The sequence below is a fragment of the Anabaena sp. CCY 0017 genome, assembly GCF_963920885.1.
Lineage (GTDB): Bacteria > Cyanobacteriota > Cyanobacteriia > Cyanobacteriales > Nostocaceae > Nodularia.
In genome coordinates, this window is sequence record NZ_CAWUDG010000012.1 from 83,153 (window position 1) to 103,966 (window position 20,814).

The 20,814-nt window shown below is 41.8% G+C and carries 18 protein-coding genes; 17 read left to right on the forward strand and 1 reads right to left on the reverse strand.

Translation table 11 applies throughout. The features are described from left to right. Window positions 1-188 precede the first annotated feature (188 nt). The 12 genes from ACM0OW_RS15525 (at window position 189) to ACM0OW_RS15580 (ending at window position 13,054) form a co-directional block, all read left to right on the forward strand. Window positions 189-1,916 (forward strand): SulP family inorganic anion transporter, encoded by a 1,728-nt coding sequence (locus ACM0OW_RS15525; RefSeq protein ID WP_414551028.1) that lies wholly within the window; start codon window positions 189-191, stop codon window positions 1,914-1,916. Window positions 1,917-2,120: 204 nt separating this feature from the next. Then, window positions 2,121-3,509 carry a cation:proton antiporter gene (locus ACM0OW_RS15530; protein ID WP_414551029.1) on the forward strand — a complete coding sequence of 463 codons (1,389 nt, stop codon included), beginning with the start codon at window positions 2,121-2,123 and terminating at the stop codon, window positions 3,507-3,509. Between the two features lie 156 nt (window positions 3,510-3,665). After that, the gene (locus tag ACM0OW_RS15535) at window positions 3,666-4,001 is read left to right on the forward strand and encodes a cation:proton antiporter subunit C (RefSeq protein WP_414551031.1); all 336 of its coding nucleotides are present in this window, start codon (window positions 3,666-3,668) and stop codon (window positions 3,999-4,001) included. Further along, on the forward strand, window positions 3,998-5,425 hold the full coding sequence (locus ACM0OW_RS15540; protein WP_414551033.1) for a cation:proton antiporter: 1,428 nt from the start codon (window positions 3,998-4,000) through the stop codon (window positions 5,423-5,425). Before ACM0OW_RS15535 ends, ACM0OW_RS15540 begins: the two co-directional genes overlap by 4 nt. Further along, the gene (locus ACM0OW_RS15545) at window positions 5,422-5,811 is read left to right on the forward strand and encodes a Na+/H+ antiporter subunit E (RefSeq protein WP_414551035.1); all 390 of its coding nucleotides are present in this window, start codon (window positions 5,422-5,424) and stop codon (window positions 5,809-5,811) included. Before ACM0OW_RS15540 ends, ACM0OW_RS15545 begins: the two co-directional genes overlap by 4 nt. Beyond that, the gene (locus ACM0OW_RS15550; protein ID WP_414551037.1) at window positions 5,808-6,059 is read left to right on the forward strand and encodes a hypothetical protein; all 252 of its coding nucleotides are present in this window, start codon (window positions 5,808-5,810) and stop codon (window positions 6,057-6,059) included. The genes ACM0OW_RS15545 and ACM0OW_RS15550 overlap by 4 nt, the downstream gene beginning before the upstream one ends. Next, the gene (locus tag ACM0OW_RS15555) at window positions 6,056-6,334 is read left to right on the forward strand and encodes a monovalent cation/H(+) antiporter subunit G (RefSeq protein ID WP_323215497.1); all 279 of its coding nucleotides are present in this window, start codon (window positions 6,056-6,058) and stop codon (window positions 6,332-6,334) included. Before ACM0OW_RS15550 ends, ACM0OW_RS15555 begins: the two co-directional genes overlap by 4 nt. Further along, window positions 6,327-6,956: a DUF4040 domain-containing protein gene (locus tag ACM0OW_RS15560; protein WP_414551039.1), complete on the forward strand. Its 630-nt coding sequence runs from the start codon at window positions 6,327-6,329 to the stop codon at window positions 6,954-6,956. The genes ACM0OW_RS15555 and ACM0OW_RS15560 overlap by 8 nt, the downstream gene beginning before the upstream one ends. Further along, a complete protein-coding gene (locus ACM0OW_RS15565) occupies window positions 6,953-7,615 on the forward strand; it encodes a Na(+)/H(+) antiporter subunit B (protein ID WP_414551040.1) in 663 nt (220 codons plus the stop codon). Before ACM0OW_RS15560 ends, ACM0OW_RS15565 begins: the two co-directional genes overlap by 4 nt. 447 nt (window positions 7,616-8,062) lie before the next feature. After that, window positions 8,063-9,103: a helix-turn-helix transcriptional regulator gene (locus tag ACM0OW_RS15570; protein WP_414551042.1), complete on the forward strand. Its 1,041-nt coding sequence runs from the start codon at window positions 8,063-8,065 to the stop codon at window positions 9,101-9,103. A 104-nt stretch (window positions 9,104-9,207) separates the two neighbouring features. Beyond that, complete coding sequence (locus tag ACM0OW_RS15575; protein ID WP_414551043.1) at window positions 9,208-11,913, forward strand: TonB-dependent siderophore receptor; 2,706 nt, start codon at window positions 9,208-9,210, stop codon at window positions 11,911-11,913. A 163-nt stretch (window positions 11,914-12,076) separates the two neighbouring features. After that, the gene (locus tag ACM0OW_RS15580; protein ID WP_414551045.1) at window positions 12,077-13,054 is read left to right on the forward strand and encodes an ABC transporter substrate-binding protein; all 978 of its coding nucleotides are present in this window, start codon (window positions 12,077-12,079) and stop codon (window positions 13,052-13,054) included. A 177-nt stretch (window positions 13,055-13,231) separates the two neighbouring features. Here ACM0OW_RS15580 and ACM0OW_RS15585 read toward each other — a convergent pair whose 3' ends face one another. Next, window positions 13,232-14,083 (reverse strand): Rpn family recombination-promoting nuclease/putative transposase, encoded by an 852-nt coding sequence (locus ACM0OW_RS15585; protein WP_414551047.1) that lies wholly within the window; start codon window positions 14,081-14,083, stop codon window positions 13,232-13,234. A gap of 82 nt (window positions 14,084-14,165) precedes the next feature. Between ACM0OW_RS15585 and ACM0OW_RS15590 the strand changes: the two genes are divergently transcribed. From ACM0OW_RS15590 to ACM0OW_RS15610, 5 genes are all read left to right on the forward strand, one after another. Then, window positions 14,166-14,546 (forward strand): DUF1636 family protein, encoded by a 381-nt coding sequence (locus ACM0OW_RS15590; protein ID WP_414551049.1) that lies wholly within the window; start codon window positions 14,166-14,168, stop codon window positions 14,544-14,546. 55 nt (window positions 14,547-14,601) lie between these two features. After that, window positions 14,602-16,416, forward strand: coding sequence for an ABC transporter ATP-binding protein (locus ACM0OW_RS15595; protein WP_414551051.1), 1,815 nt, complete (start codon window positions 14,602-14,604; stop codon window positions 16,414-16,416). Window positions 16,417-16,538: 122 nt separating this feature from the next. After that, complete coding sequence (locus ACM0OW_RS15600) at window positions 16,539-16,838, forward strand: hypothetical protein (RefSeq protein ID WP_414551053.1); 300 nt, start codon at window positions 16,539-16,541, stop codon at window positions 16,836-16,838. 49 nt (window positions 16,839-16,887) lie between these two features. Continuing rightward, the gene (locus ACM0OW_RS15605) at window positions 16,888-17,946 is read left to right on the forward strand and encodes a helix-turn-helix transcriptional regulator (protein ID WP_414551055.1); all 1,059 of its coding nucleotides are present in this window, start codon (window positions 16,888-16,890) and stop codon (window positions 17,944-17,946) included. Window positions 17,947-18,052: 106 nt separating this feature from the next. Further along, on the forward strand, window positions 18,053-20,692 hold the full coding sequence (locus ACM0OW_RS15610; RefSeq protein WP_414551057.1) for a TonB-dependent siderophore receptor: 2,640 nt from the start codon (window positions 18,053-18,055) through the stop codon (window positions 20,690-20,692). Window positions 20,693-20,814: the final 122 nt, after the last annotated feature.

Genomic DNA, 20,814 nt, shown 5'->3' on the forward strand with positions numbered 1-20,814 from the left:
AGATTTGTCTATAAGTGATTCGTATTCAGCGAATCGCCACGTATAAAAAAAATAGCGTCTACTGCTTTGCAAAGAATTAAACCTTTCTTGGCTGAATTTTCCATGATCATAAAACATGAAACTTCCTGAAAGTAGCTGGCAATTTTCAAAAATCCAAATTTTACTATTTGCCTAACCACAAATCTCGCATGACATTCACTAATACGATCAATTTTAGAAACTTACGCGGCGATTTATTCGGTGGTTTAACCGCCGCGATCGTTTCCTTACCCCTAGCGTTAGCGTTCGGAGCCGCCTCTGGTGCGGGGCCTGCGGCTGGTCTTTATGGTGCAGTTTGCGTTGGCTTTTTCGCCGCCTTATTTGGTGGGACACCAACCCTGATTTCTGAACCTACCGGGCCGATGACCGTAATCATGACTGCTGTTGTCAGTTCCATGATTGCCAAGAACCCAGAAAACGGCTTGGCAATGGCATTTACAGTAGTGATGCTAGCCGGGGTATTTCAAATCTTATTGGGAGTATTCAAGCTGGGTAAATATATTACCCTCATGCCCTACAGCGTAATTTCCGGCTTCATGTCTGGGATTGGAGTCATCCTGGTCTTGTTGCAAATTGCTCCTTTTCTGGGTCAATCCAGTCCTAAAGGTGGCGTATTAGGAACGGTGCAAAATTTACCCCAGCTGTTCGCAAATATTAATCCTGTGGAAACAGCTTTGGGAGCGATGACTTTGGCAATTATTTTCTTAATGCCATCTAAAGTCAAGCGCTTTGTACCACCACAATTAGTGGCATTAGTATTAGTAACAATAGTTTCCCTGGTATTTTTCGGGGATTTTGACATCAGACGGATTGGCGAAATCCCAATGGGACTGCCAACGTTGCAAATACCTACCTTCAGTGTATCAGAAATCCGGGGAATGCTCGTTGATGCAGCAATGTTGGGAATGTTAGGTTGTATTGATACCTTATTAACAGCAGTAATTGCAGATAGTTTGACTCGTACTGAACACAAGTCTGATAAGGAATTAATTGGTCAAGGTATCGGTAACATCGTATCTGGTTTATGTGGTGGACTCCCTGGTGCTGGTGCAACGATGGGAACGGTCGTGAACATCCAGACTGGTGCGAGAACGGCTGTATCTGGTTTGACTCGTGCTTTGATTTTACTGGTGGTAGTTTTGTGGGCAGCTGTTTTAACTCAACCTATCCCAATGGCAGTATTGGCTGGTATTGCTCTTAAGGTGGGGATTGACATTCTCGACTGGAGCTTTTTGCAACGCGCTCATAAGGTATCCGTGAAGGGTGCGCTGATTATGTACGGTGTGATGTTCTTAACCGTATTTGTTGACTTGATTGTTGCCGTCGGCGTGGGAGTTTTCATTGCCAACATCTTAACTATCGAACGTCTTTCTCAATTACAAGCTCAGGATGTGAAGACGATTACCGATGCGGATGATGCCATTGTCTTGAACGATGAAGAGAAGCAATTACTTGATCAAGCTAATGGACGTGTCCTATTATTCTACTTGAGTGGACCGATGATTTTTGGAGTTTCCAAAGCGATCGCGCGTGAACATTCAGCAATGGCAGATTCTGATGTGCTGATTTTAGATATCAGCGATGTCCCTATGTTGGGTGTAACAGCTTCTTTGGCAATTGAAAATGCTATCCAAGATGCTCATGAGCAAGGTCGTCAAATATTAGTTGTTGGTGCAGCTGGCAAAGTTAAACGCCGCTTAGAAAAATTTGGCATTGAGAAATTCGTACCTTCACATCATTTCTTTATGAATCGTTCCGAGGCACTTAAACAAGCTTTGGCTTTAGTTGATCTTTCTGCCCACAGTAGAAATGTTGCTGCTACTAGTGAATATGGCTCCACAGTCAGTGATCCTGATACCTACGGATATCAAACTTAATGAAGCATGGTAGGCGTTGCAGAAGTCAAAAGTCAAAAGTCAAAAGTCAAAATTGAAATGCTTGCTGTGAATGGGTTTTGGAATTTTGTTATGTCCTAACCACCTTGGCGGTTGCTATAACTACCCACTATTTCACAATTACTTTTGTATTTCTCCAAGGACTTAATCTAACCGCAGAATTCATCAACACAACAGACAGATAACATGATTTTTTCAGAATTAATAGTTAACTCCGTGTGGCAAAATCCTTTACTCGCAACTACCAACGAAGCTGAAAATGCCCCTATTGTCTTAGCTGGTGTATTACTCAGTTTAATAGTCATTTATCTTGCCAGTAAAATTGGCGGTGAATTGTCTAAAATGATAGATTTGCCTCCCGTTTTAGGTGAGTTACTTGGTGGCGTAGTGGTAGGGGCTTCAGCACTAAAGTTGGTGGTGTTTCCTGACAGTGGTGCAGCTGCTTCAGACTCCATCATTATGACTATCCTGCAATTTATTAACAACATCAGTCCCGAAGCAGTAACATCAATTTTTCAAAGTCAGAGTGAAATCGTTTCCGTTCTCGCTGAACTGGGTGTGATTATTCTGTTATTTGAAATTGGTCTAGAATCGGACTTAAAAGAATTGCAGAAAGTCGGTTCACAAGCGGTAGTTGTTGCTTGTGTTGGGGTCGCTGTTCCTTTTGCGGCCGGTACTACAGGATTGATGTTGCTCTTTAATGTCCCAGTAATTCCAGCGATTTTTGCTGGTGCGGCACTGACAGCTACTAGTATTGGTATTACCTCCAAAGTTTTGTCAGAAATTGGGCAGTTAAAATCTCGTGAAGGTCAAATTATTGTCGGTGCAGCAGTCATTGATGATATTTTAGGCATCATTGTTTTGGCAGTAGTTGCGAGTCTTGCTAAAACTGGTGAGATTGATATTCTCAACGTCATTTATCTGATTGTTAGCGCTACAGTCTTTCTGATTGGTGCTATTTTATTAGGCAAATATTTCAATCAAACTTTTGTCGCCATTGCCAATAAATTGCAAACGCGAGGAAACTTAATTATCCCGGCTTTAATCTTTGCCTTCTTCATGGCTTTTCTAGGTAATGCCATTCATCTAGAAGCTATTTTAGGCGCATTTGCGGCTGGCTTAGTTTTGGATGAAACCGATAAACGCAAAGAACTAGATGAGCAGGTTAAACCCATCGCGGATATTTTAGTCCCAGTTTTCTTTGTGACAGTTGGCGCGAAAGTTGATTTAGGCGTTCTGAATCCTTTCATTCCAGAAAATCGCGAAGGATTAATTATTGCTACCTTCTTACTGGTGATAGCGATTATCGGTAAAATTGTTACAGGTTGGGCGGTTTTCGGCCAAGCTAAAATTAACCGGTTAGCGGTTGGTGCAGGAATGATTCCCCGTGGTGAAGTTGGGTTAGTATTTGCGGGGATTGGTGCAGCTAGTGGTACTCTTGATAAACCATTACAAGCGGCGATCATTATTATGGTGATTTTAACAACCTTTTTAGCACCGCCTTTATTGCGGTTTGCATTTAAACAATCGCCAGCAGAAAAAGAATCTTTAGAGAAAGCCAATTTATTAGGCTAGCACCGCTACGCGGAAATCAAAAGTTTACCCTGAGCGAAGTCGAGGGGTCAAAAGTCAAAAAGCTGATTATCTAGGCTTTTTGACTTTTGACTAATCTGTTTATTTACACTGTGCTTTAATAGCTAATTTTATCCCACTATCCAACAGGTCATTACCGTGTTAGAAGCATATATATTCGCCACAATATTGTGCGGATTTTTTGGCATTATCCTGAAAAAGAACCTGGTGATGAAGATCATCTCTATGGATGTGATGAGTACGGGGGTTATCGCCTATTACGTGCTGATTGCATCACGAAAGGGCTTTTTTACACCGATTGTTATCACCGGAGAAAATCCAGCTTATGCTGACCCAGTTCCCCAAGCGGTTATATTGACGGCAATTGTGATCGGATTTTCGATTCAGGCCATAATGCTGGTGGGTGTAATGAAGCTAGCACGGGATAATCCGACCTTGGAAAGCAACGAAATTGAGAAAAATAACACGCCATGAATAACATTACTATTGCATGGATCGCATTACCGTTGTTTTTGGGATTCGTTATTTATCTGCTTCCCAAACTTGACCGATACCTCGCCTTGGGTGTAGCGCTGGTTTCGGCTGGATATGCGTTGTCGCTATTTTTTAACCAGTCCCAGTTGACACTAAATTTACTGGATAGTTTCGGTGTCACCTTAGTAGTTGATCAATTAAGTGGTTACTTTATATTGACAAATGCAGTGGTAACTACTGCGGTGATCCTCTACTGTTGGCGCACTGATAAAACGGCTTTCTTTTATACACAAATTGCTATTTTGCATGGCAGCGTTAACGCCGCTTTTGTCTCTGCGGATTTCATCAGTTTATATGTGGCGTTAGAGGTAATTGGGATTGCGGCGTTTCTCTTGATTGCCTATACCCGAACCAATCGGTCGATTTGGGTAGCTTTACGCTATATGTTTGTCAGTAATACGGCAATGCTGTTTTATCTGGTGGGCGCGGTGTTGGTCTATGAGGCGAATGGTTCATTTGCTTTTTCTGGGTTAAGTAAAGCACCTACCGAGGCGATCGCCTTAATCTTTGTCGGACTCTTGACAAAAGGGGGAATATTTGTATCAGGATTGTGGCTACCCTTGACACACTCCGAATCAGAAACGCCAGTGTCGGCCATGCTGTCAGGAGTTGTTGTCAAAACTGGTGTATTTCCCTTGGTGCGCTGTGCTTTGCTAGTGCCAGAGATTGATCCCATTGTCAGGATATTTGGAGTAGCCACAGCGTTTCTGGGCGTAATTTATGCCTTATTTGAAAAGGATACGAAGCGTTTGCTGGCGTTGAGTAGTATTTCTCAGCTAGGCTGGCTTCTCGTTGCACCAGAGGTAGCAGGTTTTTATGCCTTGGGACACGGACTGGCAAAATCAACGCTTTTCCTGATTGCAGGTAACTTACCCAGTCGAGACTTCAAGGAATTGCAAAATCAGCCAATTAATAATGCGCTGTGGATTGCCCTTGTCATGGGTAGTCTTTCAATATCGGGTTGTCCCTTACTGGTTGGCTTTGGGGCTAAGATGCTGACGCTGAAAAATGTTCTTCCTTGGCAAGTTATGTTAATGAATATTGGGGCTGTAGGAACTGCAATCGTCTATGCCAAATTCGTCTTTCTGCCGCATGGACAAGGAAAGGATGTCAAACCTGGTTTTTGGCCACCACTGATCCTATTACTAGGCGCGCTCATTGCTTCAAGTAGTCTTTACTATGAGGCGTACACTGTGGCAAATATCACCAAATCATTAGCGATCATCGGTATTGGCTGGTTGGCACATTTTTTAATTTTTCAACGGTTAGTTGTCAGCTTACCACGTGTGCTTGAGCAACTTGAACATCTGATTGGAGTAATGAGTTTGATGTTGCTTTTGCTGTTGGGGATGGTATTAGCATGATTGGACATCTAAATCTGATATTGCGACTGACTATTTGGTTTTTGCTTACCTCTGATTTGAGTCTGGCTAATATTATTATTGGTGTCAGCATCGCCCTATTATTACCTGGTCGTCAAAAAGTGCCGGAAGCATTAAGAGATTGGTTACGTGTACTAGGTGAGGTGATAGTAGCCATTCCCCAGGCCTATATTGAGGCATTTGAAATCATCTTTCGTCCCCATAACCACGAAGATGTGATCATGGAACGAGTCAAACCTCAACGTACACCTGGACTCATATTCCTAGATATATTCCTGATTACCTTTACGCCCAAAACGATTGTCTTGAAATATCACGAACAGGGGTTGTATGAAGTACACCTGGTGAGACGGAGGAGGAAAGTGTGAATCTGATATTGTTTGCCATGATTTTAGCCCTGCTCATACCCATGTATGAAGCTTGGCAAGATGATGATATTTGGCAAAAAATGTTGGCTTTTGCCAGTATTGCCACCAAAACATCAATCATGATTCTGATGGTATCTGTCTTACGTGATGATTGGATGATTGGTGTTGTCGGGATTATTATTCTCAGTGTGGGTAATGCCGGATTAATGTTATTGGCACATCTACTTAAACGCATGAGTGATTTATGATTGACTTGTTGAGTTATACCTGCTTATGCTTAGGTCTTTTCTTCTGGTTTTGGGGAACTTTACCCCTACTCGGTCATCGCTCGGTATTATTTAAACTACATAGTCTTTCGGTTGCAGATACCCTCGGCTCCATGAGTATCATTTTTGGGTTACTGCTGAAGATACCCAGTGAATGGCCGCTACTCCTTCTGGGCATCATCTCTTTGGCTATCTGGAATACAGTGCTGGGTTATGTTTTGGCATATTGTTCTAGTCCCAATGATCGCCATGAATGATAATAGTTATGTGTATATAATCACCGCCTTGTTGCCGTTATCCGCGTTAATGCTGGTAATTCAGGTTAATCCATACAATGCCCTGGTAGTTCAGGGAATACTGGGAGCTGTGGCGACATTGGTATTTGCCGTTTTGGGGGCGGCGGATGTGGCTTTGACTCAAGCATTAATGGGGACTTTGCTGGGGATTACGCTTTATGCGATCGCAGTGCGTTCTTCTCTGGTGATGCGTCTGGGTGTGCTTCAAGATGAGTCCTCTGAGTTAGAGGCAGCAGATGAAAATTCTCTAGCCGAAGATATAGCCACAGGCCATCTTGGGCCACTGATGGATAATTTCCGCACAATTTTTAGCAAATACTATATGCGTCTGGAGTTAGTCCCTTACACAAATATTCAAGCTTTGCACCGGGCGCTGATGGATAAAGAAGTCCATGCAACTTGTGTCCGGCGATCACAAGAACACAATGATCAAGACCTCGCAACCAGTGGAGAGGAAAAGCAACTCTATCACACCGAAACCAGGGTTCGACGCATTTATGACATTATGCAAACCGACCTTTTATTACCAGATACAATATTGACCTATGTAAATGTACCAGAATCAGGGGAGAAACATCTATGAAATGGGTCTACATTGCAGCCGGAATAGCGCTTTACATGATATTTCTGATCATGCCCAATCGAACACCGGATTTATCGGATATCTCTATCGTCAAATCGGTTGTACAAGATAGTGGAGTACCTAATGCAGTTACGGGTATCATTCTCAGGAATCGGCTGTATGACACTATTTTTGAAGTAGTAGTATTTACCATCGCGGTTATGGGTGCGCGTTTTCTGCTGGCTGATGAAAGACCCTTCTGCACTATCTATCAGTTTACAGATGAACCATCCATGATTTTGGCGCGTCTGGGAGCGACTATTTGCTCATTGGTAGGTATCGAGCTGGCGATTAGGGGTCATCTGAGTCCGGGCGGTGGTTTTGCGGCTGGGGTAGCGGGTGGTACGGCTATCGGACTGATTGCAATTACCTCATCATCGGAGTGGATGCAGGCGATTTACACGCGCTGGAATGCCGCTAGATGGGAAAAGGTTTCAGTACTGATTTTTATTGTACTGGCGGTGATAACTTTGGCAGGATTTGAGTTACCCCACGGAGATTTGGGCGCACTTGTCAGTGGTGGTGTGATACCTTTGCTGAATATCTTAGTTGCAGTCAAAGTGGCGTTGGGGTCGTGGTCGGTGATGTTAGTTTTTATTCATTATCGCGGATTGTTGTGAGAGATGAAATTTTATCATGATCGAATTAATTCGGTCATTCGCTGACAAGCGATCGCATACTCTTGGGGGAGGGCGATCGCCTTTCTTCTGCCCCTAATTACAGTTAAATTTTATACTTATTAAGCAAATATTATATTTAACTAGATAGACTGTTCGTGATCACAGTCAAAAGAATTAGAACAAGTAACTTGATACATGGTTAGTTTTCATACAGTCCATTTCATGCAATAATTAAGAATATTTCTTATTTAAATAACTGGTTAAAGAGCTAATCTGAAAAAGAATGTAGAGACGTTCCATGAAACGTCTCTACAAGGTTTCTAGAAACCGCATATTTAATTTTTACCAGATGTCTATTGTATAGTTTTGTCTTTCGGGTAACTTCCAAGCAGCGCCTTAGCCCTATTCATATATCAACTTGACAATGAGATAAATTATCATTAAACCATGACCAAAATTCTTACAGATACAGACTGGCAAGAACTCAAGGCAGAAAGTCAGCAAAAGGGTATACTTTCCATTCAAACAAAGGGAGTTGAAACTATCCGCCAAGGAAAGATTCTCGATGTCTGTCATATTCGTGACTGCTGGACAAAGTTACGCAGTGGATTATCTATTTTAATCAACCAACTAGAGTTTACTGATGACCTTGTGTGGATGAGAGATAGTTTCGATGAATCTCAATTTGGGTTAAGTTTTTTTCTCTCAGGAAAAGTGAGAATTGAACGCCACGGTTTAACTGACGAGACTGATGAATCAGTAGGCAGATATTATTCAGAATGTAACTGCGACATCAAAGAAACTGAGTATTGGAAAGCCGGAGAGAAGTATTCCCGAATTTATCTAAAAATCGAACCGCAGGAATTTTTCTCAAGTTTTGGCGACGAAGACTTAGAACAGATCCCAATTTCTCTGCGTCAAGCCTTAATGGGCGATAAATTACAGCCTTATTACCAGCAAGGGGAAATCACACAGGAAATGTGGGTTGTATTATCTCATATTCTTCAGTGTCCCCATCAAGGATATCTGAAGCAGATGTATCTAGAAAGTAAGGCTGTGGAATTGATTACCCTTCATTGTCAGCAATTCCAAGAGCAGAATATTTCTAATTATCGCTCTCCACCAAGGGATTTGAGTGATGTGGAAAAAATTTACCAAGCTAAAGAAATTTTACTAGATAATTTAGAAAATCCACCCAGCCTGATGGAGTTAGCACGGCAAGTAGGGTTAAATGACTTCAAATTGAAGCGTGGGTTTCGTCAAGTTTTCGGCACATCTGCATTTAAATATTTGCACGACTATCGCCTAGAAAAAGCCAAACAACTTTTAGTATTAGGAGAAATGAACGTTGAAGAAGTGGCATTTAGGGTAGGTTTTGACAGTCGCAGTTATTTTGCCTCCGCTTTCCGCAAAAAGTTCGGCTTAAATCCCAAACAATACTTTCAGTATCAGAAAAATCCGTCTAGCGTTCAAAAAAAATCCGTCTAGCGTTCAAAATCAAAATCCGCATCCCATATTATACATACACTGCCAGTTTAGTTAGGAAGATTTCTTAATACTGCCAAGTGGTGTCAGGGAGTGTAGGTAAATAAATGAAGTTAGATAAATTGTTTCAAAGTCTGTTGCTGACGGGTGCAGTTGTGGTTTTGATTGGCACTCCTGCTAGAAGTGAGGTAAATCAAGGCGAATCTTCTACGGCGAGGGTAGGAGAATCTATATTCAAGGACACCCTGGGAGTCAGAAACAGTAAATCTCCAGTATTGACTGCTAGTCATAGGAAGCACCGAGATTTTCCGTCTCAAGTTGCAAGTTCTTTGCAAAGAGCGAAGTCAGAGAAATCAAACAGAAAGATTCTTCAACTGAATGAGATTTCGCAGGTTTCCCAGAGTGCAGAATTACTTGTACAGTCGCCAGCATCTTCAGAGGTAATACAGGTGACGGGGGTGCAAGCTAATCCCACTGATAACGGTGTGGAGGTGATATTACAGACGACTCAAGGCGAACAACTGCAAATTACTAATAGTAGTGCTGAGAATAACTTTATCGCTGATATTCCCAATGCTCAATTACGTTTACCCAGTGGCGATGGGTTTACATTCCGTTCCCAAAACCCAATTGAGGGGATTACACAGATAACGGTTACTAATGTTGATGCTAATACTATTCGGGTGACAGTGGCGGGTGAAACAGGATTGCCAACGGTTGAGTTATTTGACAGTAACGAAGGGTTGATTTTTGGTTTCACACCTGCTGCAACTGCAATGCAGCCTGAAATAGAGCAGCCGACAAGTGAAACACCACAAGAGGAACCATCAGCGCAGGGTGATGAGCCGATTGAATTGATAGTGACCGGACAGCAGGATACGGGGTATCGTGTAACCGATGCGACCTCTGGCACACGATTAGATGTTTCACTCCTGGAAACACCTGCTTCTATTGGGGTGATTCCCAGGGAATTGATTGAAGATATCGCTCCCAAGCGTGGAGAAGATTTGATTCCCTTTGTTCCTGGCGTTACTAGAGGAACGGGAGGAGGCGATATCCAAGGAGGAAATATTCCCGAATTCACAATTCGTGGCTTTAGCGTTGCGCGACAAACTTACATCAATGGTTTGCGAGACAGTCAACGTTTTGTTGTACGGGATTTGGCAAACATTGATCGCATTGAAATTCTTAAAGGACTATCTTCCTTACTCTACGGCACAGGCACACCGGGAGGTTTAGTCAATTATGTCACCAAGAAGCCACAAGCAATACCAAGTAACACTGTTACCTTTCAAGCAGGCAGTTTTAACTCTTACCGTGGAGAAGTGGATTTTACAGGGCCACTTAATTCTGATCAGACGCTACTTTACCGTCTCGTAGCTGCGGTACAGGAAGCAGACTCTTTTTATGCCAATGTTGAGGATAATCGCCTCCTAGTTGCTCCTTCGATTACTTGGTTGCCCGGTAACGGTAGTTCTTTAACGGTTGAAACAGAGTATTATCAGCAACGACAAAATTTTAATTCCGGGATCAAATTTTTTAACAATGAATTTCTTTACGATCGCAGTTATGTTGATCCGCGCGATCGCAGTCAGCGTGATAATTATCGTGTGAGTGCTTATTTTGAGCAGCCTTTAAGCAAGAACTGGTCACTCAGTTTAAACGGTCAATACTTAGACATTTACCGAGATTCATTTACTCTTTCTGCCTTTCGATTTAACGGAGATACACTTGAGTACCTCTACAGAAATCCACTTACTGATAGCTACACTCAATTCAACTTACGAAGTGAGGTAAGAGGTAATTTCAAAATAGGAGCATCTGAACACAAATTATTGGCAGGCTTTGAATATAGCAGATTCCGCTCAGATTTCACTGGAAATAGTAGAAATATCTTCTTCGGTAATATTGATGTTTTTAATCCTACCTTTGGTGAATCATTGCCAACTGATTTGGCTCCTAGTAGGTCAATTTTTAGTAATACAGATTATGGCGTATACATCCAGGACTTTATCACGCTGGGAAGGTTTCGCATCTTAGCTGGTCTACGTTACGGCTGGTTTGATGCAGAGTTTAATAATGAAAACACTCAAAAAACAACTTTCCTTTCTCCGACACTGGGGTTAGTTTATAACCTCACGGATTCTGCATCAGTCTATGCTAGTTTTAGCCAATCGGCAGAACCACAATTTGGCAATCTAGCAGGTGGTGGATTCGTGGATCCTAAATCTGCAACTCAGTATGAAATCGGTGCCAAGGCAAACTTTCTCAATGACAGACTCAGTGTGACTGCGGCTCTCTTCGACCTAACTCAAACCAATGTTGCAGAGACTGACCCTAACAATCCTGATTTTAGTATTCTGGTTGGTGAGGTTCGCAGTCGCGGCTTGGAACTGCAAATGGCAGGTAAGGTGACAGATAACTTCAGCCTAATTGCTGCCTACACATTACTAGATGCAGAAGTGACAAAAAATACAACTGGATTGCAAGGTAACAACTTTGTGAACTCTCCATCCAATAGTTTTGGCTTGTATGCTAAGTATGATTTTACGCAACCTGGGTTGAGAGGACTTAGCTTGAACAGTGGTCTAGTCTACGTGGGTGACAGACAGGGCGATAATGCTAATTCTTTTGATGTTCCTAGCTATGTGCGTGTAGATTTGGGAGCTTCATATCAGCTGGAAAATCTGACATTTCGCTTGGGAATTGAGAACCTATTTGACACGAGATATGTTGCTTCTACTGTGAATGCGGCTAATGTGTCTCAAGGCTCACCCTTTGCAATTACTAGTTCAATTTCATACCGATTTTAACTTGATAATTTAGCTTTTAAGTCTAAAGTAGGGGATGTGGAGGAAGATTAATGTATTCAATCAACATGATCATAAGTGATGAATCAGTACAATCTTCTCTTTCCTAAATTATCAGGTTGCTCAAATATACCAATGAGGATGTTAAAAATAAGTTTTTCTCGCAATGAAAATATTCTTACATCGCCTGACTTATCTAGTATTTTTAGGTGTCTTAACCTGCTTACTTGTTTCAGCTTGTAGTAAAAATGTCAATCAGAGTGCTACAAGCTCGAAGCAGTTATTGCCAGAATGCCGAGTAGTGCAGCACGGAATGGGGGAAACTTGTGTTCCTAACAATCCTCAGCGTCTTGTAGTATTGGATGAAGCCTCTTTAGGGAATGCGATCGCCCTTGGTATTCAACCCGTTGGCAGCACTCTCCAACATGACAATAAATTTCCTGCTTACCTAAAGGATAAGACTACCGATATAAAACCATTAAGAAACGCACAACCCAGCATAGAAGGTATAACGCTGCTTCAACCGGACATAATCATCAGTTGGAAAAATCGTCATGAATCAATTTATTCTCAGCTATCAAACATTGCTCCTACAGCCTTATACGATTGGCTAGGCAACAACATAAAGCAGGATAATTGGAAAGAGTATTTTAACTTTATGGCTGAGGTATTAAACAGAAAGGAAATTGGACAGCAGGTTTGGCAACACTATAATCAGCGCATTGAGCAACTGAAGATGGCATTAGGCGATCGCTACAAAAACAAAACGATTTCTTTTGTCATTTTTTGCTGTGGCGGTATATATAGTGAAACAGAAAACTCATTTATTGGCGATGTATTAAGAGATGCGGGACTGCAACGCCCAGAATCACAAGGTTTCAACCCAAAAGGTGCTATTAACTTCTCTGAAGAAACTCTAGAAATGGCTGATGGCGATGTGATGTTTGTCGTTGCTCATGGCGGTAATGAAACTGGTGAGCGTGACTTAAGTATTCTTCAGAAGAAACCGCTTTGGCAAACCCTGAAAGCAGTTCAACAAAATCGTGTTTATTATGTAGACCCTATAATCTGGAGAGCGCGAACTCCCCTTGCTGCCGAAGCTGTAATAGATGACTTGTATAAATATCTTGTCAATACACCTTAAATCCATGTCCAAACACACGTTATTCTTCTGCAAATCTTGTCACTGTTTATCTGAAGAATGAGCAGAAAATTAAATGTGCGACACTACAAATTACTTGATCAACTCAACACTTTATTGGTATCAAGTCGCCGCCAAATCAAAACAGCAAAACCGTGATCACTGATAACTGATAACTGTTCACTGATGTGCCTCTAGCCAAGCCTGCAAATCAGCCACATTGGTAAAATCAAGCAAAGCTTCACCTAAATCTTCCAACATTGGCAAAGGCAAACCCGAAACCAAAGAACGCACCTCCTGGGGTAGTTCTCCAAACCGCTTCCTCAAAAGTCGAGTAACCAAATTAACAGCCTCTTCTTGCCGTCCTTGCTCTCGTCCTTCCTGCTTAATTTCCCGATAAACTCTCGTTTCCTTTAGTGTAATATCTAACATTGCTTCTACCTCCACTCTACTCAGTTGATCAAACCGATAAGTCATGATTGTTGTAACTATCTCAATTATCGCACGACTACTTGGTGGCGATAACTCAGCGCGAGTTCGACTTAACAAATACCGGGCTTGTTCTGGGGCTTCTTCCTCGTTGACAGTAGTTAATACCATCGCGGCCACCCACAAAGGCAAAGAACGAATGTCTCCTAACTCATCCAAATACACCCGATGCACTTGGTTTCCGTTAAGTAAACTTCTATGAGGATAAATATCACTTTGTTCGGTACTACGCGACGGATAAATAATTACTGCTTGCCAATCACTAAATCTGTCACGATTACGGTAAAAATATAATGATGATTCTGCAAATACCCGCTCATAAAGCTTTTCGTCCTTTTGGAACTGTACTTCACAAAAATACACCACACCTGGACTTGCATTTTCAGGTGGTAGAAACACCCCATCAATTTCAAACTTAGGTTCTTTGACAGCCACCGAGTCAAACCGATATACATCAGCATTCTCTGGGGGATTTGTCAATAGTTCAAACAGTAAACTAGGAGATTGTTGAAATAGTTTATAAAAAATCGAATCACGCCGCATGAAGCATTCCAGTGAATAGTTAAGCCTATCCAATATCTAACCATATTTTCCTTAATATTGCTATTCAATTACCACTAAACCAATGCCCAAACATACGTTACTCGTTTGCAAATCCTGCCACCGTTCCCCTGAAAAAAGACCAGAAAATCCACCTTTTGATGGCAATATTTTACTTGATCAACTAAACACTTTATGCAATGAAAAATTCCCAGATAATCAAGTAGAAATTCAACCAGTGGGATGTTTATGGGCGTGCAATCATGGCTGTGTTGTGTCTGTCGTCAGTCCAGATAAATCCACCTATCTCTTCGTCAATCTCACCCCCGGAGAAAGTGCCACAGCCTTACTAGATTTTATGCAACTGTATATCAAAAGTGAAAAAGGAAATGTAGTTTGGAAACAAGTTCCGGAACTGTTACAGTCTACTATTTTCGCCCAAATTCCCCCACAAAATAATTCGTAGTTTGATTAAATTCCCATATTTTCAATCATTTTAAAGTTATTTTTGCTCAATCACAATGAAATCTTCTTCTATTTCTAAAGAACATCCCCTCTTCCGGTTTTTACACTACGTTAAAAACTACCGATCTCAAGTGTGGACTGCGGCAAGTTTTACTATCCTCAATACCATCTTTGACCTCGCCCCAGCCTATTTAATTGGGGTAGTTATAGATATTGTTGCAGAACAAGAAAATTCCATAATTGCCCAATTTGGTATTACTAATACCATTGGACAACTGGCAATTTTATCATTATTAACATTACTAATTTGGACTTTAGAATCATTATCTGAATTTATCTATGATCGCCTGTGGCGAAATCTCGCCCAAACTATGGAACATGAGTTACGTCTTGATGCCTATAGCCATTTACAAGAATTAGAATTAAGCTACTTTGAAGAACGCTCTACAGGCACGTTCTTATCAATACTAAATGACGATATCAATCAATTAGAAAGGTTTCTTGATTCGGGTGCAGCTAGTATTTTGCGCTTTATCACCACAGTTTTATTTGTAGGTGGTTCATTTGTGATTATCGCCCCCAATGTCGCTTGGTTGGCAATATTACCTACACCTTTCATTTTTTGGGGTTCGTTAGCATTCCAAAAACGACTCGCTCCCCTCTATACAGATGTGCGCGATAAAGCCGGATTTATTAATAGTCGTTTAGCTAATAATCTCTCAGGAATTGCCACAATTAAAAGCTTTACTGCTGAAACCTACGAAAGAGAACGTGTGTTAGTTGAAAGTGAAGCTTATCGCTGGAGTAATGGTCATGCGATCGCACTTTCGGCTGCTTTTTATCCAGCTATTCGCTTTGTGGTAGTTACAGGTTTCATCGCTACGCTGTTTTTTGGTGGGGTTGCGGTGGCGAATAATCAGTTAACTGTGGGAACCTACGGTTTTATGGTGTTCATTGTCCAACGACTACTTTGGCCATTTGCCAGTTTGAGTCAAATTATGGATCAATATCAACGGGCGATCGCATCTATTAATCGAGTCATGGGATTATTAGATACGCCGATAACTATCCCCACAGGAAACGGTTCTTTACTAGCAGTACGCGGTGAAGTGCATCTGGACAATATTACCTTTGCTTACAACGGACGTACCAATGTTCTGAAAAACTTATCACTGCACATTCCCCCAGGAGCAAATATTGGTATTGTCGGTGCAACGGGTTCTGGTAAAAGTACCTTAGTTAAACTACTACTACGCTTTTACGAAATCCAAGGCGGACAAATCCTCGTTGATAATATCGATATTCGGGAGTTACAACTGGGGGAACTGCGGCGCTGTATCGGTTGGGTGAGTCAGGATGTGTTTTTATTTCACGGTACGGTGGCGGAGAATATTGCTTATGGTAGTTTTGATGCTACTGAGTCAGAAATTATTCATGCTGCGAAATTAGCTGAGGCTCACGAATTTATCCTGCAACTACCCCAAGGATACGATACTATTGTCGGCGAAAGAGGTCAAAAGCTTTCAGGTGGACAAAGACAACGAATTGCCATAGCGCGTGCTATTCTCAAAGACCCAGCAATTTTGATTTTGGATGAAGCGACATCTGCGGTAGATAATGAGACGGAAGCGGCAATTCAACGCTCTTTAGATAAGATTACTGTAAATCGGACTACGATCGCGATCGCCCATCGTTTATCGACAATTCGCCATAGTCATTGTATTTATGTTATGGCTCATGGTCAAATTGTCGAACAGGGTAAGCACGAGGACTTAATAGAACTTAATGGAATTTATACCAGTTTGTGGAACGTACAGTCTGGATACGTTCCTACTCATACTTTCGAGGATAATCTGCTGTTCGGGGATTAAGCAACGGAAAACCCAACCTATTGGGTTTTGTACCATTACTCCGCAACGCTGACGCGAACAACCCAAGCTATGAATTCAAGGATTTTTCGATTTGGCAAAGGTATTGATAGATTACAATACATTTGTACATTAAACATATTGAAAATAAAACAATTACTTTAAAACGACAAAAGAAAATCAAGTTACCAGATGCAATAATTGCGGCAACAGCTATATGTCAGGAAGCTATTTTATTGACTCGCAATGTCGATGATTTTAAAGGTTTTCCAGAGTTATTATTAGAGAACCCTTTCTGCGATTATAGCGGTTCTCGGTTGAGTGAGATACAAGAACCCCACCCCCAACCCCCTCCCCGCAAGCGAGGAGGGGGCTATGATGTATTTCATTCAAGTGCATACCGCTATAATAAAGCTTCTTATTAATTCAAGAAGTTGAACGCTCGGTGAATACTAGGTTATGGCGTAGCTTATTATGCAATTTAGTGGTAAATTTATTGATAATAAGTTGCACTTAGCCCACTCCAGCATGACACTCATCCTCAGCGAATCAGACCTTGATGAACTGTGCCAAGAGGCTCCTCAACCCCAGGTGCAGAATCTCCTACTTGATAGCTTTGAGGAGCTTGAGGGCGTGCCGGAAATCCTGGGACGGGGCTATAATCGCAGCATGAAGCTATCGCCTGGGGTGTGGTTGAATTTATCAGATTGCGAATATCACCAGGACTTGATGGTGAAAACACCTGTTCATGAGCATCCGATTCAGTTCACAATTTTTCTATCAGGCTTGCTTTACTTTGATAATGTTCATCCTAATATGGGTGGAACCCATTGCTACTTTTCTGGTAGTGGAATTTCGCCTGGCTACATTGAAAAGTATCGCGCTGGAGAGCGTTTAACTTTGGTGAATGTAGAGATTTCCCCAGAAGTGCTAGACCCGTTTTTGCAGGAGGATGGGCAATATAGCTCTGATATCCAGAAATTACTGTTTAAAGGGGAAGACTGTAAAACCTCATTTTATCCCAAAGTGACACCAACAATGCGATCGCTTGCTCAACAAATGTGGAATCCGCCCTATCGCGGTACTGCAAAGCGGATGTATCTGCAAGGGAAGGTATTTGAGTTAGTAGCGATGCACCTGGATTTGATTGCGGCAGAGCAACAACCAATTTATGAATTACCAGGTTTCAAAGCTGATACCATTGCCCGTATTCACCACGCTAAAGAAATTTTGACCACACAACTTGAGTATCCGCCATCCCTGTGTGAACTAGCGCAGCAAGTGGGAGTTAGTGTTCGCACCCTCCAGAGAGGTTTTTCAGCACTTTTTAACACAACTGTCATGGGTTATTTGACACAGCAACGGCTGGAGAATGCCCAAAGATTGTTGCGTCAAGGCGATCATAAAGTGGTAGAAGTGGCAAATTTAGTAGGCTATGGACATTTGGGCAACTTTGCAGCAGCCTTCAAACGGCAGTATGGTATCACACCTAGTCAGTGTTTGGCAGGGAAAAAAGCAGTTTTTGGATCATAAAATGGCATTTTTTAGATAGACACACCCCAATCAAGTTCTCTACACTACACCTCATAGCTAACAAAAATAATTAGCAACAAAAGCTTTGATTGCTGTGTGAGGAACTATGAGGAGTTGGTGTTTATCTGTTCGTCTATCTTTTTTAATCAGTCTTTCGGGATGTTTGAGTATTGTTGCAGTTTCATCGGTATGGGCTGGTGAGAAACAGCAAGATGTAGACATACAAAATCAAACAAGTTCTCAAATTCGCCAATTGAGCGAAATAGAACTACCCACGACTAACGCTCAACTGCTAGTGCAGTCACCAACTCCCAGCAATCCCCCTGTTGTTCCGGGAAGTATTGTCACAATTACGGGTGTGAAAGCAAATCCCACCGATAAAGGGGTGGAGGTGATTTTAGAGACAACCCTTGGTGAACAACTGCAAGTGATAAATCGCAGTGCTGAGAATAACTTTATTGCAGATATTCCCAATGCTCAATTGCGTTTATCCAGTGGTGAGGCGTTTACATTTCGTTCGGAAAAACCAGTTGAGGGAATTACGGAAATTACAGTCACAAATATTGATGCAAATACTGTGCGAGTGGCGGTGGTAGGTGAGAATGCTTTACCCACAGTTGAGTTATTTGATGATGATGCAGGGCTGGTTTTGGCGGTAGCATCTACAGCAACGGCGATACAGCCTCCAGAAACACCGCAAGCTCAAGAGGAACCAGCAGCGCAGGAGGATGAGCCGATTGAGTTGGTAGTGACGGGGGAACGGGATAGTTATCGCGTACCGAATGCCAGTACAGCAACGAGAACCGATACCCCACTACGAGATATTCCCCAATCAATTCAGGTTGTACCGCGACAGGTGATTGAAGATCGAGGTATCCAGAGGCAAACTCAAGCATTAGAGACAATTAGTGGTTTGGTTGAGGGTGGTGACAATTCAGGATTTATTCCCGGAGCAACTGACATTGCTATTCGAGGGTTTTCTACCAGAAGAAGTGGAAATTTTCGGGATGGTTTGCAAAGTGATAATAGCAGCAGCTTTACTCCAATTGGAGCGATCGAGCAGATAGAGGTGCTAAAAGGACCAGCATCTGTATTATTTGGAGCATTAGAACCAGGTGGAGTAATTAACTTTGTAACTAAAAAACCCTTGTCTGAACCTTACTACAAAATTGGATTTGAAGTAGGCAACTATGGATTTTATCAACCCAGCATTGACTTATCAGGACCTCTTAATGAGGACAAAACTGTCCTATACCGCCTAATTGCTGCCTACGGAGGTGGAGGTGATTTCAAAGACTTCACGTTTACTCAAAAATACATAGCAAGCATTACGCCTTCAATTTCATTTAAATTAGGCGATCGCACAAACCTAAATCTTTTTTATGAATATGGAAAGAGTGCTTCAAACCCTACTTATGAACCTCTCAGGAGTGATGACAGTTTAATACCTAGAAATGTTACACCTTACTACTTTGGAGGGATAGAGACTGCAAGTCAAAGGTTTGGTTATACCCTTAATCACGCATTTAATGACGATTGGCAACTTCGTAATAGTTTCACAACTGGTTTTTCCACAACCGATAACAGGTCATTAGAATACGGGAATTTGTTGAATGATCGCTTCCTTACAGATTACTTTGACTTTGATTTTGTTCAGTCAATTGATAAATATCTTGGGGTTATTGATGTAGTTGGGAACTTTAAGACTGGCTCAGTATCTCATCAACTTGTCGTTGGCTTTGATTTTAATCGCGAAGTCAACTACTTTGGATTTGCTGGCAATTCAGTTGATTTACCACCGCTAGATATCCTTAATCCAAACTATCGGATTTCATTCCCAGTAGCTCCATTAGCTTCATTCACAGACTTTGGCATTAACCAGTCCTATGGATTTTACCTTCAAGATCAAATCTCATTCACCGATAACCTAAAAATGTTGATTGGGGGGCGTTACGATTGGATTACCAATGAAGGTGGAGCGATTGATGGTGATAAGACAATTCAAAACGACGGAGCTTTTAGCCCTCGAATTGGCTTAGTCTATCAGCCCAGTAAGACTGTTTCACTTTATACGAGCTACAGTCAATCATTCCGTCCATCAATCGGGCGTAATCCAGATAACAAACCGTTTGAACCAACAAGAGGAACTCAATACGAAGTTGGGGTCAAGGCTGATTTTCTCGATGGCAGACTCTCAGCGACGCTAGCAGCTTACAATCTCACCAGAACAAATGTGCTAACTTCCAATCCTGATCCTGACCTTGCTAGACAAGGCTTTCAGGTGCAAGTTGGAGAGCAGCGCAGCCGTGGAATTGAGTTAGATGTTACAGGTGAAATTTTGCCAGGTTGGAATGTTGTTGCTTCCTATGCTCTCACAGATGCAGAGGTTACTAGAGATAATGCTATTCCTTCTGTAGTTGGAAGTCGTCTTACTAACATACCACTAAATCAAGCAAGTCTTTGGACGACTTACTTCATTCAAACAGGAGATTTGCAAGGGCTAGGATTTGGCTTGGGATTATTTTATGTGGGTGAGCGTCAAGCCAATCTAGAAAACTCATCTCAAGTCAGTGATTATCTCCGCACAGATGCGGCAATCTACTATCGTAGAGACAATTTCAATGCAGCAATCAATGTTCGTAACCTCTTCAACACTGATTATGTTGGTTCCGCTAATTTCGGCACACTCTTTGTCAATAGAGGAAACCCACTGACCATTGTTGGCTCCGTTAGTTGGGAGTTTTAATTAGCGTTTTGTGCTACTTATTCGATAACTGGCACAAATTTCATAGAGTTTAATGCTGTGGAAAACTAGCCCAATGAATGTGAAGAAATACCTGATGAATTATGTGGTAATGAAGCCATTGC

Bases quoted from the DNA above. Each gene is read 5' to 3' on its own strand.
- ACM0OW_RS15525 (WP_414551028.1), top strand. From the start codon at position 189: ATGACATTCACTAATACGATCAATTTTAGAAACTTACGCGGCGATTTA.
- ACM0OW_RS15530 (WP_414551029.1), top strand. From the start codon at position 2,121: ATGATTTTTTCAGAATTAATAGTTAACTCCGTGTGGCAAAATCCTTTA.
- ACM0OW_RS15540 (WP_414551033.1), top strand. From the start codon at position 3,998: ATGAATAACATTACTATTGCATGGATCGCATTACCGTTGTTTTTGGGA.
- ACM0OW_RS15545 (WP_414551035.1), top strand. From the start codon at position 5,422: ATGATTGGACATCTAAATCTGATATTGCGACTGACTATTTGGTTTTTG.
- ACM0OW_RS15555 (WP_323215497.1), top strand. From the start codon at position 6,056: ATGATTGACTTGTTGAGTTATACCTGCTTATGCTTAGGTCTTTTCTTC.
- ACM0OW_RS15560 (WP_414551039.1), top strand. From the start codon at position 6,327: ATGAATGATAATAGTTATGTGTATATAATCACCGCCTTGTTGCCGTTA.
- ACM0OW_RS15565 (WP_414551040.1), top strand. From the start codon at position 6,953: ATGAAATGGGTCTACATTGCAGCCGGAATAGCGCTTTACATGATATTT.
- ACM0OW_RS15570 (WP_414551042.1), top strand. From the start codon at position 8,063: ATGACCAAAATTCTTACAGATACAGACTGGCAAGAACTCAAGGCAGAA.
- ACM0OW_RS15575 (WP_414551043.1), top strand. From the start codon at position 9,208: ATGAAGTTAGATAAATTGTTTCAAAGTCTGTTGCTGACGGGTGCAGTT.
- ACM0OW_RS15580 (WP_414551045.1), top strand. From the start codon at position 12,077: ATGAAAATATTCTTACATCGCCTGACTTATCTAGTATTTTTAGGTGTC.
- ACM0OW_RS15585 (WP_414551047.1), bottom strand. From the start codon at position 14,083: ATGCGGCGTGATTCGATTTTTTATAAACTATTTCAACAATCTCCTAGT.
- ACM0OW_RS15590 (WP_414551049.1), top strand. From the start codon at position 14,166: ATGCCCAAACATACGTTACTCGTTTGCAAATCCTGCCACCGTTCCCCT.
- ACM0OW_RS15595 (WP_414551051.1), top strand. From the start codon at position 14,602: ATGAAATCTTCTTCTATTTCTAAAGAACATCCCCTCTTCCGGTTTTTA.
- ACM0OW_RS15605 (WP_414551055.1), top strand. From the start codon at position 16,888: ATGCAATTTAGTGGTAAATTTATTGATAATAAGTTGCACTTAGCCCAC.
- ACM0OW_RS15610 (WP_414551057.1), top strand. From the start codon at position 18,053: ATGAGGAGTTGGTGTTTATCTGTTCGTCTATCTTTTTTAATCAGTCTT.